Genomic DNA, 15876 nt, shown 5'->3' on the forward strand with positions numbered 1-15876 from the left:
CCAGCGACGAGGCCGCGAGCTGTGGACGAGCACCCCGCTGTGGACAATAGCCGAACAGGTGTACGACCGGGCAAGCGACACGCGGACGCGGAGAAAAGGCTGCTCAGCGTAGCCGGGCCGGCACCCGGTCGGGGTACGCGGCGACGACGGCCCGCCACACGACGTGCGTCTCCTCACCCGCGGCGAGGGCCTGCTCGATCGTCCGCCCACCGAGTTGGGACAGCACCTGGTCGCTGGCGATGCTGGCCGCGTACCCCGGGCCGAACGCCTCCTCCAGTCGCGCCCAGAAGTCGGTCAGCCGCACGTGTCAGTCCTCCTTGTCGGGTGTCCCCGCGGACACCGGACGCAACGCTAGCGCCACCAGGGGCACCACCGCGATCGCCGCCAGCAGGGTGAGCACCGGATAGCCGGCAGCCTGCATGACAAACCCGCTGACCGCGGCGGCGCCGGCGCCGGACAGCCCCATGACCAGGTCGGAGAACCCCTGCACGCTCGGGCGCACGGCCAACGGCACCGACTCCGACAGCAGCGTGGAGCCGGCCACCATGGTGCCGGACCAGCCCAGCCCCAGCAGGACGAGACCGATCGAGAGCCGGGGCGTGTGGTGACCGGCGGCGCCGGCGACCGCGCACGCGGCGAGCAGCACCGCCGCTCCGCCGAGGATGACCGCCCGCCGCCCGAGCCGGTCGGTGAGCCAGCCCACCAGCGGGGACAGGGCGTACATGCCAGCGATGTGCAGGCTCAGCACGATGCCGACCACCCGGAGGACGTCGGCGTCGCCGTGCGACTGGTCGAGCCGTACCGGGGTCATCGACATCACCGCCACCATCACCACGTGACCGACCGCCACCGCGGCGATGCCGAGCCGGGCCGCCGGGAGCCCGCGTACCACCTGCCAGGCCGCCCGCATCCCGGCGCCGCGCCGGGCGGCCGGGGCCCCGACGGTGGCCGTGGCCGGCGGAGCGACCGGCGCGTCGGTGGCCGCGGGCGGCAGGGCGGCGGGGGCCCCGAGCGTGGCCGCGGGCGGCGAGGCGGCGGGGGCCTCGACGGCGCCGGGCGGCGGAGCGACCGGCGCGTCGGCCGCCGCCAGCCGGCGCGCGGTGAGCAGCGGGTCGGGCCGCAGCAGTGCGAGGAGTACGCCGGCGGCGAGCACGAACGCGGCGGCGCTGAAGGCGAACGGACCGGCCAGCGGCGGCAGCCCCCACCCGCTGGTGACCTCGTCGGCGAGCGCGGCGAAGTTCGGTGCGGCCACGGCGCCGATCGTGGTGGCCCAGACGACGATCGAGAGCTGGCGACCCCGGCGGGCCGGGTCGGCCAGATCCACGGCGGTGTACCGGGCCTGGAGGTTCGCGGCGGTGCCCCCGCCGAAGAACAGCATGCCGAGGAAGAGCAGCGGCACGGAGCGGGTGACCGTGGCGGCCACGACGAGCACCGCGCCGACCGCGCCGACCAGGTAGGCGACGACCAGCCCCGGCCGGCGGCCGTGCCCGTTCATGATCCGCGTGACCGGGACGGCCAGCAGCGCACCGCCCACCACGGCGGCGCTCTGTGCCAGGCCGGCGACCGCGGTGCCGGCGACCCGGGCGGCGAGCAGCGCCCCGACCGCGACGCCGATGGTCACGCCGATGCCGCCGATGACCTGGGTGCCGAAGAGCAGGCGCAGGGTCCGCCGCTGGATCGGCGCGACGTCGGGCCGGACAGGCGCCGGCGCGGTCAGGTCGGTGGCCATCGGCGACTCCCGGAGACGTAAGGGGTAGACGGCGTGCCTATCCTTGCGCATCCGCCCCGGCCGACGGCATCAGGTCCGCGACTTCGACACCCGCCCTAAAGGCCGAGGCCACGACCGATGATCTCCTTCATGATCTCGGTGGTGCCGCCGTAGATGGTCTGCACCCGGCCGTCCAGCCAGGCCTTCGCCACCGGGTACTCCAGCATGAAGCCGTACCCGCCGTGCAACTGGACGCAACGGTCGGCGACCTTGTTCTGCAGCTCGGTGGTCCACCACTTGGCCTTGGCCGCGTCGGTCACCGAGAGGCGCCCGGCGTTGAACTCGGTGACGCAGTGGTTGACGAACGTCCGCGCGATCGTCACCTCGGTGTCGAGCTCGGCCAGCAGGAAGCGGTTGTGCTGGAACTTCCCGATCGGCCGGCCGAACGCCTCCCGGCTGCGGGCGTAGTCCAGGGTGACGGCGAGCAGCTTCTCCGCGGCGGCCACGGCGGCGACCGCGATGCTGAGGCGCTCCCGGGGCAGGTTCGCCATCAGGTGGTAGAAGCCGTGGTTCTCGGTGCCGATCAGGTTCTCCGCCGGCACCCGGCAGTCGTCGAAGAACAGCTCCGCCGTGTCGTTGGCCTTGAGGCCGACCTTGGCCAGCCGCCGCCCCCGGCTGAAGCCGGGCGTGCCGGTCTCCACGGCGATCAGGCTCACCCCGTGCGCGCCCTGGTCGGCGGTCCGGGCGACGACCAGCACCAGGTCGGCCATCTCACCGTTCGTGATGAACGTCTTCTGTCCGTTGAGGACCCAGCTGTCGCCGTCGCGGACCGCGCTGGTACGGACGCCGGCCAGGTCGGAACCGGCGCCGGGCTCGCTCATCGCGATCGCGGTGACGAGGTCGCCGGAGCAGAAGCCGGGCAGCCACCGCTTGCGCTGGTCGTCGGTGGTCAGCTCGGTGAGGTACGGCGCCACGACGTCGTTGTGCAGGCCGAACCCGAGCCCGGAACAGCCCGCGGCGACGATCTCCTCGACCAGCACCGCGTTGAACCGGAAGTCCTGCTGACCGCCACCGCCGTACTCCGGGTCGACGTCCATGCCGAGCAGCCCGGCCGACCCGGCCTTGCGCCACACCTCCCGGTCGACGATCCCCGCCGCCTCCCAGCGCTCGTGGTGCGGCACGGCCTCGCGGGTCAGGAACTCCCGGCACAGGTCGCGGAACTCGTCGTGGTCCCGCTCGTACAGATGCTGCTCCATGGCGGCAAGTGTGGCACCGCTCACCCGTCCTGCCCAGCGGGCCCCGGCACCGCCCGGGGATCAGGCGGCGAGGGCGCGGGCGGCGACGGTCAGGTCGGCGACCAGGCCCTCGTAGGCGACGTCCCGGTTGTCCGCGCGAAGCACCGCGGACGGGTGGATGGTGGCCAGGAGGCTGGCCCGCGGGGCGTCCGCCACCGTGCCGGCGCTGTCCACCGGCACCCGTTTGAAGTGCTCCGGGTACTGCGCGGCGTCCGGCCAGGGCAGCAGCTCCCCGCGCTGCTTCGTGACCCGGAACGCCGGACCGAGCAGCGCCTTGGCGGCGGTCGCCCCGAGGACCACCACGACGTCCGGGCTCAGCTTGGCGAACTCGGCGACCAGCCAGGGGCGGCAGGCGACGATGTGCACGCGGTCCGGGGTCTGGTGGATGCGCCGCTTGCCCCGTAGCTCGAACCGGAAGTGCTTGACGGCGTTCGTCAGGTAGATGTGCCCCGGGTCGAGCCCGGCGTCGTCGACCGCCTGTCGGAGCAGCCGCCCGGCCGGGCCGACGAACGGCAGCCCCTTCTGGTCCTCCATGTCACCGGGCTGCTCGCCGACGAGGACGACCCGGGCACTCTCGTCGCCGCGACCGAAGACGGTCTGCGAGGCGTCCTGGTGGAGCTCGCAGCCCCGGCAGCCGGCGGCGGCGACCCGCAGGGCGTCGAGCGTGTCGGCCTTCGGCGGGATGAACAGCTGGGCGCCGGGCGCGGTCTCGGTCTCGGCCATGACGACCGTTCTACCCCGTGTGGCCCCACTCACGCGGCCCCGTCGGCCCGGCGCGTCGGCCGGGGTGCCCGCCAGGCGCGTCGGGCGGGGTCTTCCGACTCCAGGCCGGCGGCATCGGGTCGATCACGCGGTGTAGACGCTCGGGGCGCCGGGGCGCAGGGCGCGGGCGACCGCGTCGGCGAGCGGCGCGAGGTCCGCCTCGTCGAGCGTGCTGACGGTCAGCCGGACGGCGGGGTCGGCACCGATCCGGTAGAGCGCACCGGGGGCCACCGCCCAGCCCGCGTCCCGCAGGGCGGTCACGGTGCTCGTCTCGTCGGCCACCGGCAGCCACACGTTGATCCCGGTGCGCCCCCGGGCCGCCACCCCGCGCGCCGCCAGCTCGGCGATCAGGCCGGCGCGGCGCCGCTCGTAGCTGTCGCCGGCGCGGGCCACCAGCGCGGCCACCGACGCGTCGGACCACAGGTCGAGGACCAGCCGTTGCAGGATGGTGGACACCCAGCCGGCGCCGGCGCGCATCCGCCCGGCGACCCGGGCCACCGTCGCCTCGTCGCCGGCCAGCACCGCGAGCCGCAGGTCCGGCCCGTACGGCTTGCTGACCGAACGGACGAACGCCCAGCTCGGGGTCGCGCCGGCGAGCGGGTGCAGCGGGACGGGGGCCAGCTCGGCGGCGTGGTCGTCCTCGATCAGCAACAGGTCGGACCGGCCGGCGAGCAGCGCCCGCAGCCGCCCGGCCCGCTCGGCGGAGAGCGCGGCGCCGGTCGGGTTCTGCGCGCGGCTCGTGACGACCAGCGCCCGGGCGCCGAGGGCCAGTGCGGCGGCGACGCCCGCCTCGGTGGGCCCGTCGTCGTCGACCGGCACGCCGATCGGCCGCAGCCCCAGCGCGGCGACCAGGTCGAGCAGGTTGGCCCAGCCAGGGTCCTCCACCGCGACCGCGTCGCCGGGGCGCAGGTGGGCACCGAGCAGGCGCTCGATCCCGTCCAGCGCACCGCCGGTGACGGTGATCTCGGTGACCGGCACCCCGTCCGCGGCGAGCCGCTCCCGGGCCGCGTCGGCGAGCGCGGGCAGCACCGCGCTGCTCGCGTACCCGGAGGGTGGGCCCAGGTGCGTGGCGAGCGCGGCCAGGTGCGGGCCGAGCGGCGGCAGCATTCGGGGGTCGGGCTGGCCGAGCGCGAGGTCGCGGACCCCGGGCGCGGGCGGCGGCAGCAGGGTCGAGCGGCCACCGGCCACCGGCGGGCGGGGCCGGACGCGCGTGCCGTGCCGGCCGGCGGTGACGATCAGGCCCCGCTGGCGGAGCTCCTGGTAGGCCCGCGCGACGGTGGCCGGGCTGACCGCCAGCTCGGCGGCGAGCGCCCGGACGGCGGGCAGGGCGGCCCCGGCGGCGAGGACTCCGGAACGGATGCCGGATTCGACGCTGGCCGAAATCGCGGCCGACGTCTTCCCGGCGATCTGGTAACGTGCTGACACAGTCCAGGAATTGTACTAGCACGAAGGCTGGATGTCACATGTACGCTGCCACCCCCCGCACCACCGCGACCCGCTCCCGGGACCTGATGAGCTACGACCCGGAGGCCGCCCACGCCGTGCTCGACGAGGCGTACGACTGCGCGCTCGCGTTCACCGTCGACGGGGAGCCGCGGGTGCTGCCGACTCTCCACGTCCGCGTCGGAGACACGCTCTACCTGCACGGTTCGACCGGCAGCCGGCCGCTGCTCGCGGCGCGGGGCGAGGGCCTCCCGGTGTGTGTGGCGGTGACGCTGCTCGACGGGCTGGTCTACGGCCGCTCCCAGTTCCACCACAGCGCCAACTACCGGTCGGTGGTCGCGCACGGCACCGCCCACCTGGTCACCGACGCCGACGAGAAGGCCCGCGTGCTGACCGCGCTGGTCGAGAAGGTGGGGCGGGGCCGCAGCACCGAGAGCCGTCCACCGACCCGGCGCGAGCTTGCCGAGACCGCCGTCCTGGCGCTGCCGCTGCGGGAGGTGTCGGTCCGGTCCCGCACCGGCGGGGTCCGTGACGAGCCGGCCGACCTCGACCTGCCGCACTGGGCCGGGGTGGTGCCGCTGCGGCTGACCGCCGGGGTTCCCGAGCCGGACGCCGGGGTGACCGCGCCCGTGCCGGCGTACCTGCGGGCGGCCCGCTCGCCCTGGCACGAGCCGGTGTCGATGCGGGGGCAGCACGTGGTGCTGGAGCCCCTCGACCTCATCCACGCCGGGGAGTTGTTCGCCGCGACCGCCGACCCGGAGGTCTGGCGGCATCTCGGCGGGTACCAACCGGCCGACGCCGGTGAGATGGCGGCCGTCGTCCGGGCGTACCTCGCCGCACGGCAGCACGGCGAGCGGGTGCCGTGGGTGCAGCGCTGCGCGGCCACGGGTGCGGTGATCGGCACCACGTCCTACTACGAGGTCGACCCGGAGCGGCGATCGGTCGCCATCGGGTACACCTGGCTCGGCCGACCGTGGTGGCGCACCGGCGTCAACACCGAGGCGAAGCTGCTGCTGCTGACCCGCGCCTTCGAGGGACTGGGCGCCGTCCGGGTGGTGTGGCACACCGACATCCGCAACGAGCGTTCGCAGCGGGCCATCGAGCGTCTCGGCGCGACGCGGGAGGCCGTGCTGCGGATGCACAAGCAGCGTGCCGACGGCTCCTGGCGGGACACGGTGCAGTACGCGATGACCGTCGATCAGTGGCCAACCGCACAGGTCAGGCTGCGGGAAAGGCTTCGCCCGGCGGTGCCCGCGGCGTCATGATGTCCGGCGTGCTGGGGATCACCGACATCTGGACGTACGTGCTGGGCACCGTGGCGATCGTTCTGCTGCCCGGCCCCAACTCGCTCTTCGTGCTCTCCACCGCGGCGCGGCGGGGCGTGGGGCGGGTTACCGGGCGGCGACCGGTGTCTTCGTGGGTGACGGGGTGCTGATGTTCCTCTCCGCCGCCGGCGTGGCGTCGCTGCTGAAGGCGTACCCGCCGCTCTTCCTGGTGATCAAGTACGCGGGCGCGGCCTACCTGGGCTACGTGGGGTTGACGATGCTGCGCGGGGCCTGGCGGCGCTGGCGTACGCGCAACGACCCGCACGCCCCACGGCTCATCGACGCGGCCGACCCGGCGGCGATGCGCAGCCCGTTCCGCAAGGCTCTCGTGATCAGCCTGCTCAACCCGAAGGCGATCCTGTTCTTCGTTTCGTTCTTCATCCAGTTCGTCGACCCGGCGTACGCGTGGCCGGCGTTGTCGTTCCTGCTGCTCGGGTTGATCGCGCAGGTCACCAGCGCGCTCTACCTCACCGCGCTGATCTTCGCGGGCACGTTCCTGGCCGTCCAGTTCCGTCGCCGGCGCCGCCTCGCCGCGGGTGCGACCACCGGCGTCGGCGCCCTCTTCCTGGGCTTCAGCGTCAAGCTCGCCACCGCCAGCGGCTGACCCACCCGGGCGGTCACGTGCCGTCGCCGCCCCCGCCGCCGATGCCGCCGCCGCCGGCCGTGCCGCCAAGACCGAAACCGGGATGGACGGGCTCGTCGGGCGGGCGGCTGACGTGGGCGGATTCGGTGATGTTCGCGGACCAGTCGGCGTGCGCCGCCGCGGCGGCATGCCGGTTGATCGCCAGGCGCAGCCACCCGTCGACGGTCGACACCCAGTCGCGCTGGTCGGCGCCGGCGTGCCAGATCCGGAAGCGGCTGATGCTCTGGTGGGTGATCCCGGCCAGGGCCAGCCTCCGGTCGCACCAGAGCAGCACCTCCAGGCCGGCCGAGTTCGTCACGAAGATCACCTCCAGTTCGGTGATCGGTCCGGCGTACAGCGGTGCGACCCAGTAGCCCAGCCGCTGGTGCAGCGGGAGGGCCTGCTCGACGCCGGGGAGCCGGCTGTCGACCAGCCCGGCCTGGCGCATCCGGAACCCGAGCGTGTCCAGGGCACCCAGGATGTGCGCCTGCGCGGGCAGCGGGTGCACGAAGACCGGCACCATCGCGCCCTGGTCGAGTTGCGGCTCGATCGCCACCTCGGTCCGCAGACCCATCCGCATGCTGAGGATCGGCACCCCGCCGAAGATCGTCACCGGGGTCTCCCACGGCATCGGGAACGCGAAGGGGATGCTCCGGGCCCGCCCGGCGCGCAGCGCGAAGGCGTCGGCCACCTGCGCCTGGTGGAACTGCACGAGGCGGCGGGGGCCCTCCGGGTCCTCCGGCTCGGCGGTGGCGACCAGGCCGAGCCGGACGTGCAGCACCGGCACGTCGGTGGAGCCGGCGCTGACGAGCACCCGCCCCGGCAGTGGCAGCCCGGGTCGGGTGCTCGGGTTGGCCAGCGCGGTCCGGACGGTCAGCCCCGTCCAGCCCGACTCCGGCGACACCCCCGTCAGCCGCAACGCCACTCCCCCGATCCCGGCGTCGACGTGCCGGGCGGACACCCGGCACCCGCGGCCGGGTCCGGAAGCGGCCGCGGGGCCGGCGGCGCGGACGCCGGCCGACCCCGCTTACCCCTCCGGGCCGGTTTCACAAGTGTCGGCCAGCAGCACCTGCGGAACCGGCCCCGGGTCTCACCGCAACCGTCGTCCGCGCGGCACCGGGTCGGTCTCGTCGTCGAACTCGCCGATGACCTCCTCGAGCAGGTCCTCCAGCGCGACGAAGCCGATCGGGCGGGCCGGCCCGCCGCCGTTGCGGACGAGCGCCAGCTGCGACTGCCGTGCCCGCATCGCCGCCACCGCCTCGGTCACCGAAGCGGACGCGGGCAGGGTGAAGGCGGCGGTCATCAACTCACCGGCGGTGGCCTCCGGGCGGGCCGCCGTGGCGCGTACCGCCTCGCGGACGTGCACCAGGCCGCAGACGTCCCCGGCCTCGTCCAGCACGGCCAGGCGCGAGCGGCCGCTGTCCCGGCTGACCTGCTCGATCCGGTTGGCGTCGTCGCCGCGGCGGACGGTGACCATCCGGTCGAACGGCTCCATGATCTGGGCCACCGTGGTGCCCTGCAGCTCCAGCATGCTGGTCAGCAGCTCGTGCTGCTCGGCGCCGAGGAGGCCGTGCTCACGGGACTGCTCGAGCAGGATGCGCAGCTCGTCCGGGCCGTGCACCTGGGCGAGCTGATCCTGCGGGTTGACCTTGACCAGCCGAAGGATGCCGTTGGCCACGGCGTTCAGGGCCGACAGCACCGGCCGGGCGACCCAGGCGAAGGCCCGGAACGGCAGCGCCAGGAGCGTCGCCGACCGCTCGGCGTCGGTGATGGCCCATGACTTCGGCGCCATCTCGCCGACCACCAGGTGCAGGAACGTCACCAGGCTGAGCGCGAAGATCAACGCGATGGCGTGGCTGGCCGCGTCGGGCAGGCCCACGGCGTGCAGCAGCGGGCTGAGCAGGTGTTCGATCGCCGGTTCGGCGAGCGCACCGAGGCCCAGGGTGCACAGGGTGATGCCCAGCTGCGCGCCGGCGAGCATGAGCGACAGCTCCCGTACACCGTCGAGGGCGGCCCTCGCGGCGCGGCTGCCGCCGACGGCGGCCTGCTCCAGGCGGTACCGCTTGCTCGCCACCAGGGCGAACTCGGCGGCCACGAAGAACCCGTTCAGCGCGAGCAGGACCACCGAGGTGAAGAGGGCGACGCCGGGGCTCACGCGGTCACCTCCTGGCGGCCGCCCGGCTCCAGCAGGCGGAGCCGGACCGAGTCGGCGACGTGCCGGTCGACGGCGAGCACCTCGACCAGGGCCCGCGTGCCGACGGCGGTCTCGTCGCCGTCCATGGGCAGGGTGACCTCCAGCCGGTCGCCGACCTCGGGCACCCGGCCCAACTCGCGCATGACCAGGCCGGAGAGGGTGTCGTACTCGGGGGCCTCGGGCAGCGAGATGCCGGTGCTGTCGGCGACCTCGTCGATGCGCCAGCGGGCGGGGACCACCCACGAGCCGTCGTCCTGCCGGGTCGGCGTCCGCTCCGGCGGGTCGTCCTCGTCGCGGATCGGGCCGACCAGTTCCTCGGCGATGTCCTCCAGCGTGATCACGCCGGCGAAGCCGCCGTACTCGTCGACCACGCAGGCGAGCTGCCGGTGCCCGGACCGGAGCCGGTCCAGCACCGTCGGCAGCGGCAGGGTCTCCGGCACCAGCAGCGGGGGTACGGCCACCGCGCTCACCGGGGTGGTGGCGCGGCGCTCCAGCGGTACGCCGAGCACGTCGGCGATGCCGATGACGCCGACCACGTCGTCGACGCCCTCGGCGCCCCGGACGGGGAACCGGGAGCGGCCGGTGTCCAGCAGCTCCACGACCCGGCTGACCGGCTCGTGGGCGCGGACGGTGTGCACGTCGACCCGGGGCACCATGGCCTCACCCGCGGTGAGCTGCCGGAAGTCCAGCCCGCGGTCGAGCAGGGTGGACATCTCGGCGGTCAGGCGCCCCTCCTCGCGGGACTCGGCGATGATCTGTTCCAGGTCCTCCGGGGTTGCGCCGCTGGGCAGCTCCTCGATGGGCTCGATGCCGACCCGGCGGAGCAGCCGCACGGCGGAGCGGTCGAAGAGCTTGATCAACGGCCCGGCGATCTTCATGTACATGAGGGTGGAGCCGGCGAGCGCCCGCGCGAGCGGCTCGGCACGGGCGATGGCGAGGTTCTTCGGGGCCAGCTCGCCGAGCACCATCTGCACGACGGTGGCGATGAGCAGGGCCAGCGCCACGGACAGCGGCAGGCTCACCGCCTCCGAGACCCCGGCCACGCCGAGCAGGTCGGCCAGGCCCGCGCCCAGGTACGGCTCGGCGACGTAACCGACCAGCAGCGCGGTGACGGTGATGCCCAGCTGGGCGCCGGAGAGCATGAAGGAGAGCCGGCCGGTCACCTCGAGGGCCCGGGCGGCGGCCTTGTCGCCGCTGTCGGCACGCTGCTTGAGCCTGCCGCGGTCCACGGCGACGTAACCGAACTCCTGCGCCACGAAATAGCCCGTGGCCGCGGTGAGGACGATGATGAGGAGAAGACCGACGACGATCAGCACGGGTGGCTCAGGGCTCCCGTACGGGTCGGGGTCAGGGAATGCCGGGCGCGACCCGGCTGGCTACTGCTGCCCTCCTGGGCAGAAGAGTCGATCATGCCATCCATTTTATCGGCATCGGCTGCACGTCCGCTGTGGGTACGCCCGTACGACCCCGCTCCCCAGTTGCTCCGGTCCCGGGACAGGACGTCTCTCGTATGACCTGAAACGCCCTGTCCCGGTACGACCCTGATTAGGGGGTTTCGTGGAGCATTGCTACCAATGTGACTGACCGAACTCCTGGACACCCCAGTAGTACAGGCGCGCACTCTCCAGGCAGTCCTCCTCCTCGTTGCTGGATAGCGGCCAGCAAAGGTTCGCCATGTCATACCACATGGTGTGATCGATGACGTTTCTGTTGCCCCAATTTCCATGATTGCGGTAACCGAAGTCATGGCGCTGGCATGGCCGGTGGAAGAAGGCGTTGTCGTAGTCCCCCATGATGAAGTCGTACTCGAAGCTGCAGCCGTTGTCCTCCCAGATGAAGTCGTACTCGCCGTAACCCGAGGGATTATTCTTGGCCGCGGACCATTCCTCCTGGCTCCTGCTGGTAGGGGCGGTGAAGTGATCGTACAAAGCGGGCTTCGATCGCTTGGCCACGAAGGAGACCGTCGAACTCATCGTGCTGCCCGAGGCATTCACCGCCTCGACCTTGATCGCATACCGTTCGCCCCCATTGAAGTACGGCGTACTGTTGTAGGTATCGCCACCCCAATAGCCTGACGACCAGCCACCATTTCGGTTCTCGTTGAGGTACCAGATTCGGTAGAAAACCGACTTGGTGTTCGTGCTGCCATCCCAGTCGATGCCGGCCCAGCCGGCCATCTTGTCTGAAGACAGCCAGGTAGTCACCGTCACGTTCCGCGGTGCGTTGGGGATTGGGGGCATCGGCTTGGCGGTCGCGGTGCCACTCGGTGCGCTGTCCCCCGACAGGTTCGTCGCCCGTACCCGGAAGTTGTATGTGATCCCGTTCGTGAGGTAGCCAGCCACGAAGGCGCAACACGAGGTGACAGGCAGATCCACCCGCGTCCATGTGGTTGACGAGCTCGGCTTGTACTCCACGAGGTAGAACACGTTCGCGGTCGGACTCTTCGTCCAATTCAACGTGACCTTGCCGTCGCCGGCCGTCGCCGTGAGTCCCGAAGGCGCCTGCGGAAACGGTGGCATCGGCCGGGCCGAGGCGACGTTGCTCGGCGAGCTGTCGCCTGCCTGGTTGGTGGCGCGGACGCGGAACTCATAGGTGGTGCCGTTGGCGAGGTATCCAGCGACGAAGGAACAGCAGTTGGTGACCGGCAACTTGACCCTCGTCCAGTTGGCGGCTCCGTAGGTCCGATACTCGACCAGGTAGTAGACGTTGGCGGTCGGGCTCGCCGTCCAGTTCAAGGTCACCTTGCCGTCGCCGGCGCTCGCGGTCAAACCGGAGGGTGCTTGCGGGAACGGCGGTAGTGGAGTCGCCGCGGCGATGTTGGTCGTCGGCGACTGGCCGGCCATGTTGCTGGCGGCCACCTTGAACTCGTAGCGGTGCCCGTTGGTGAGGTAGCCGGCGGTCATCGTGCAGCACTCGGTCACCGGCAACGCCACCTTCTGCCAGGGCTGCCCGGCCGTGGTGTCTCGGAGGTAGACGTCGTAGAAGACACCGGACGTCGGACTGGACGTCCAACGCAGTACGACCTTGCCGTCGCCAGCGGTGGCAGTGAGGCCCGACGGCGCGCCTGGGACCGGCGGCAGGGGCTTCGCATTGACCGCCGCCGTGGCCGTGGACTCGCCAGCGCCGTTGATCGCGGTGATCTTGAATTGGTAGGTGTCGCCGTTGGCGAGGTAGCCGGCGGTCATCGTGCAGCAGGTGGTGACCGGAGCGGCCACCTTCTGCCAGGACTGGCCAGCGCTGGCATTGCGCAGGTAGACCTGGTACCAGGAGCCGGCGGTCGGGCTGGCCGTCCAGTTCAGCGTCACCTTGCCGTCGCCGGGGACCGCACTCAGGTTGGTCGGTGCCTGCGGCACCCCACCGACCGCGCTGACCTGGATGGTCGCGGAGGCCGGCCCTTCGCCGCCCTGGCTCTCCGCGGTCACCTTGAACTCGTAGAGGTGCCCGTCGGAGAGGAAGCCGCGGGTCGCCGTGGTGCCGTCATTGGGGTAGGTGGACTTGGTGAAGGCGGTTTCCCCGGCGGTGACGTCACGCTGGTAGACCCAGTACATGAGACCCGGCCCCGGGGCGTCCCAGTTCAACTCGATGGTGCCGGAGCCGGCCGGCTGGCCACGCAGGTTGGTGGGTGCGCTAGGACGGGGCTGGTTGCTTGTCGCTGAGGCCACGGTGCTGGTGGGGCCCTCGCCGCCGGAGCTGATCGCGGCGACCTTGAACTCGTACGAGTGACCGTTGCTGAGGTAGCCGGCCGTCATCGTGCAGCAGGTGGTGACCGGGGTGGGCAGCTTGGTGAAGTTGCTCTCGCCAGCGGTGACATCCCGGAGATAGACCTGGTACCACAGGTCCGGCCCGGGAGCCGTCCACGTCAACTTGATGGTTCCGTCGACCTGGGAGGTCGCGGTCAGCCCGGTGGGTGCCGGCGGCAGCGGCGCGGTCGGGGTGACCTGGACGACGTTGCTCGCCGCGCTCTCCCCGCCCGGGCCGCTGGCGGTGACCTTGAACTCGTATCGGTGGCCGTTGACGAGGTACCCGGCCGTCATCGTGCAGCACGTGGTGACCGGCAGCGCCAGCGGCGTGAACACGGTCTCGCCGGCTGTCACGTCCCGCATGTACACCTGGTGCCAGTTGTCGCCGCTGCCGTCCCAGGTCAGCACCGCCTGGCCGTTACCGCCGGTGGCCACCAGGTTGGTCGGCGCCGCGGGAGGCGCGATGTCCGCCGTCGCGCTGGCCACCGGGGATGTCGGGGATTCTCCGGCGTCGCTGAGGGCGCTGACCTTGTACTCGTACGTGTGGCCGTCGACGAGGTCGCCGGCGGTCATGGTGCAGCACGTGGTTACCGGCCATGCCAGCTTGGTGAAAGCTGCCTCGCCGGCGGTGACGTCCCGCTGGTACACCAGGAACCAGACGTCCGATTGGGACTGCTGCCACGTCAGCTTGATGCTCCCATCCGCCTGCGCGGCGGCGGTGAGGGCGGTGGGGGTCGCTGGCAGCGGGCGCTCCGCCGTCGCCGACGCCACGACCGACGGATCGGATTCGCCGCCCTTGCCGATCGCCGTCACCTTGTACTCGTACGTATGCCCGTCGGCGAGGCCGCCAGCCGTCATCGTGCAGCAGGAGTTGACGGGCCACTCCAGCTTGGTGAACTCGGTCTCGCCGGCGGTCACGTCACGCTGGTAGACGTAGAACCAGTCCACCGTGCTCACGTGGTTCCACCGCAGCTCGATGTCCCCGTTGCCCTGAGCGGTGGCGGTAAGACTGGTCGGCGTCGTGGGCTTGCGGTAGAAGGCGGTCGCGGTGACCTCGGAAGATCGAGCTGACTCACCCCCGCCGTGTACGGCGACGACCTGGAATGCGTACTGGTGGTCGTGCTCCAGCCCGTTGAGGGTGAAGGTCGTGTCCTGGGGCGAGTGGTCGTAGTCCCGCGTCGCCTCGGTCTCCCCCGTGGTCACGTCCCGGCGGTACACCTCGTACCGCCACACGTGGGGTACGGCGTTCCAGTTCAGCGTGATGGCGCCCGAATCGTCGGCCGTGGCGGTGAGACCGGTCGGGGTCGCGGGCGGCCCGATGGAGACCGTCGTGGTTGCGACGGCGGACAGCGGCCCGGTGCCCGAGGCGTTGCGCGCTCCGACGCGGAACTCGTAGGTGTGGCCGGTCTTGTAGAAGACGTTGAGATCGGTTGACGTCTGGGTGATCCCCGTGGACACCCGCACGAAGTGAGTCTGCCCCGCCGTCACGTCCCGCTGGTGCACCTCGTAGGTCAGGCCGGTGCCGGCCGGAGCCTGCCAGCTCAGACTGATCGTGCCGCTGCTGTCGGCCTGCACCGCCAGCCCGGTCGGCGCAGCGGGCACCGTGTCGGGATCGGGTACCGGCCGGGGCCAGTCCACCTCGACGAAGCGGGGCCGGTAGTTCCGCACGTCGGCGTACACGGCGTCGGGGACCAGGCTGTTGACGTTGTATGAGACCAGCAGCTTGCCGGAGCGGGCCAGCTCGGGGTGCAGCTTGGAGTCGTAGACGATGCTGCCCGCCACGTCGGCGGGCTCGGGCGCGGTGAACAGGGGAAGCGGACCGGTGAACGGACCCGTCGGCGAGCTGGCGGTGTACGCGACGAAGTCGGCGGAGAAGATGACGTTGCTCTCCTGGGTCACCAGTACGTAGCTGCCGCCGACCTTCTGCACCGCGAATCCGGCGCCCACCCCCGACAGCAGCCGGGCGGAGTCACCCGCGGCATTGGACCAGCCGCTGCCGGTCCAGAACTGCCAGGTGCCGGAGAGCCCGCCGGTCGGCACCCGGGCGAGATGAGCGAAGCGCATCTGGTCGACGTCCTCGGCGCCGTAGATGTAGGTGTACGCGCCGTCCTCCAGGACCGCCGAGCCCCAGGCGACCCGGTTGCCGTAGCCCCGGTCGGCGATGCTGCGAACGGTCAGGGCCGGCAGATCGAATGTGACCACGGCGCTGTCGAGCAGGGCGAAGTCGAGCGGGCCGGTGCCCGTGCTCTTCATCCGCTGGTACACCACCCGCAGCGCGTCGCCCTCGACGGTCCCGTCGCCGACCCAGTACTTGTCGGCACTACCGTCGGTCGGGCGGACCAGCGAGGTGGGCGCCGCGCTCGTGCCCCCGTGGAGGGTCTGGACGAGATCCGCGCCATCCTGCAGCACCACGGAGTTGTTCACCATCGGCGTGTTCGTCGGCAACGTGTGGTCGCCGTTGACGGTGCCGACGAGGGTGTCGGAGAAGAACCAGGCGTTGCGGCCGTCGGGCAACGGAATCGAGACCGTGCTGTCACCGCTCGTCCACTTGCCACCGGTATCGCCATACGAGTTGAACTCGGCGTTCAAAGCTTCGGCTGTCATCCCGCCGGCCGGCAGGGCGGCCAGCGCGGGCCGCGGTGGGACGCCGACCAGACCGCTCAGCGTCACCAGACCGACCAGCGCGGCGGCCAGATGGGACCGCAGCGACCAACGTCTCTTCATTTGTGCCTCCCCCGTTCAGGTGGGCACATCGTCACAGCGGTCGATATCGTCGGCAAGGGACGT

The 15876-nt window shown here is 72.0% G+C and carries 10 protein-coding genes and 1 pseudogene; 2 read left to right on the forward strand and 9 right to left on the reverse strand.

What is annotated here, in order from left to right; translation table 11 throughout:
• Nucleotides 1–103 precede the first annotated feature (103 nt).
• The 5 genes from GKC29_RS27000 to GKC29_RS27020 form a co-directional block, all read right to left on the reverse strand.
• Nucleotides 104–304: a DUF3046 domain-containing protein gene (locus tag GKC29_RS27000; RefSeq protein WP_073832642.1), complete on the reverse strand. Its 201-nt coding sequence runs from the start codon at nucleotides 302–304 to the stop codon at nucleotides 104–106.
• 3 nt (nucleotides 305–307) lie between these two features.
• Entirely contained in the window at nucleotides 308–1729 is a 1422-nt protein-coding gene (locus tag GKC29_RS27005) for an MFS transporter (protein WP_155333488.1), read from the reverse strand.
• A gap of 95 nt (nucleotides 1730–1824) precedes the next feature.
• Nucleotides 1825–2964 (reverse strand): acyl-CoA dehydrogenase family protein, encoded by a 1140-nt coding sequence (locus GKC29_RS27010; RefSeq protein ID WP_155333489.1) that lies wholly within the window; start codon nucleotides 2962–2964, stop codon nucleotides 1825–1827.
• Between the two features lie 60 nt (nucleotides 2965–3024).
• Nucleotides 3025–3726 carry a UdgX family uracil-DNA binding protein gene (locus GKC29_RS27015; protein WP_155333490.1) on the reverse strand — a complete coding sequence of 234 codons (702 nt, stop codon included), beginning with the start codon at nucleotides 3724–3726 and terminating at the stop codon, nucleotides 3025–3027.
• A gap of 123 nt (nucleotides 3727–3849) precedes the next feature.
• The gene (locus GKC29_RS27020; protein WP_155333491.1) at nucleotides 3850–5190 is read right to left on the reverse strand and encodes an aminotransferase class I/II-fold pyridoxal phosphate-dependent enzyme; all 1341 of its coding nucleotides are present in this window, start codon (nucleotides 5188–5190) and stop codon (nucleotides 3850–3852) included.
• A gap of 38 nt (nucleotides 5191–5228) precedes the next feature.
• On the opposite strand from GKC29_RS27020, the gene GKC29_RS27025 reads away from it, so the two are divergent.
• Both GKC29_RS27025 and leuE read left to right on the forward strand, forming a co-directional pair.
• On the forward strand, nucleotides 5229–6473 hold the full coding sequence (locus GKC29_RS27025) for a bifunctional pyridoxamine 5'-phosphate oxidase family protein/GNAT family N-acetyltransferase (protein WP_155333492.1): 1245 nt from the start codon (nucleotides 5229–5231) through the stop codon (nucleotides 6471–6473).
• Nucleotides 6470–7137, forward strand: a pseudogene (gene leuE, locus GKC29_RS27030) (leucine efflux protein LeuE). Before GKC29_RS27025 ends, leuE begins: the two are co-directional and overlap by 4 nt.
• A 13-nt stretch (nucleotides 7138–7150) precedes the next feature.
• Here leuE and GKC29_RS27035 read toward each other — a convergent pair.
• The 4 genes from GKC29_RS27035 to GKC29_RS27050 all read right to left on the reverse strand — a co-directional run bounded on the left by GKC29_RS27035 (nucleotide 7151) and on the right by GKC29_RS27050 (nucleotide 15813).
• Nucleotides 7151–8074, reverse strand: coding sequence for a sporulation protein (locus tag GKC29_RS27035; RefSeq protein WP_155334365.1), 924 nt, complete (start codon nucleotides 8072–8074; stop codon nucleotides 7151–7153).
• A gap of 171 nt (nucleotides 8075–8245) precedes the next feature.
• A complete protein-coding gene (locus GKC29_RS27040; protein WP_155333493.1) occupies nucleotides 8246–9310 on the reverse strand; it encodes a hemolysin family protein in 1065 nt (354 codons plus the stop codon).
• Nucleotides 9307–10665 (reverse strand): hemolysin family protein, encoded by a 1359-nt coding sequence (locus GKC29_RS27045; RefSeq protein WP_155333494.1) that lies wholly within the window; start codon nucleotides 10663–10665, stop codon nucleotides 9307–9309. Before GKC29_RS27045 ends, GKC29_RS27040 begins: the two co-directional genes overlap by 4 nt.
• A 252-nt stretch (nucleotides 10666–10917) precedes the next feature.
• The gene (locus GKC29_RS27050; RefSeq protein ID WP_155333495.1) at nucleotides 10918–15813 is read right to left on the reverse strand and encodes a phospholipase A2; all 4896 of its coding nucleotides are present in this window, start codon (nucleotides 15811–15813) and stop codon (nucleotides 10918–10920) included.
• Between the last annotated feature and the right edge of the window lie 63 nt (nucleotides 15814–15876).

Source organism: Micromonospora sp. WMMC415, from assembly GCF_009707425.1.
GTDB lineage: Bacteria > Actinomycetota > Actinomycetes > Mycobacteriales > Micromonosporaceae > Micromonospora.

Excerpts from the sequence above, each read along its gene's own strand:
- GKC29_RS27005 (WP_155333488.1), bottom strand. The coding sequence starts at position 1,729 with ATGGCCACCGACCTGACCGCGCCGGCGCCTGTCCGGCCCGACGTCGCG.
- GKC29_RS27010 (WP_155333489.1), bottom strand. The coding sequence starts at position 2,964 with ATGGAGCAGCATCTGTACGAGCGGGACCACGACGAGTTCCGCGACCTG.
- GKC29_RS27015 (WP_155333490.1), bottom strand. The coding sequence starts at position 3,726 with ATGGCCGAGACCGAGACCGCGCCCGGCGCCCAGCTGTTCATCCCGCCG.
- GKC29_RS27025 (WP_155333492.1), top strand. The coding sequence starts at position 5,229 with ATGTACGCTGCCACCCCCCGCACCACCGCGACCCGCTCCCGGGACCTG.
- GKC29_RS27050 (WP_155333495.1), bottom strand. The coding sequence starts at position 15,813 with ATGAAGAGACGTTGGTCGCTGCGGTCCCATCTGGCCGCCGCGCTGGTC.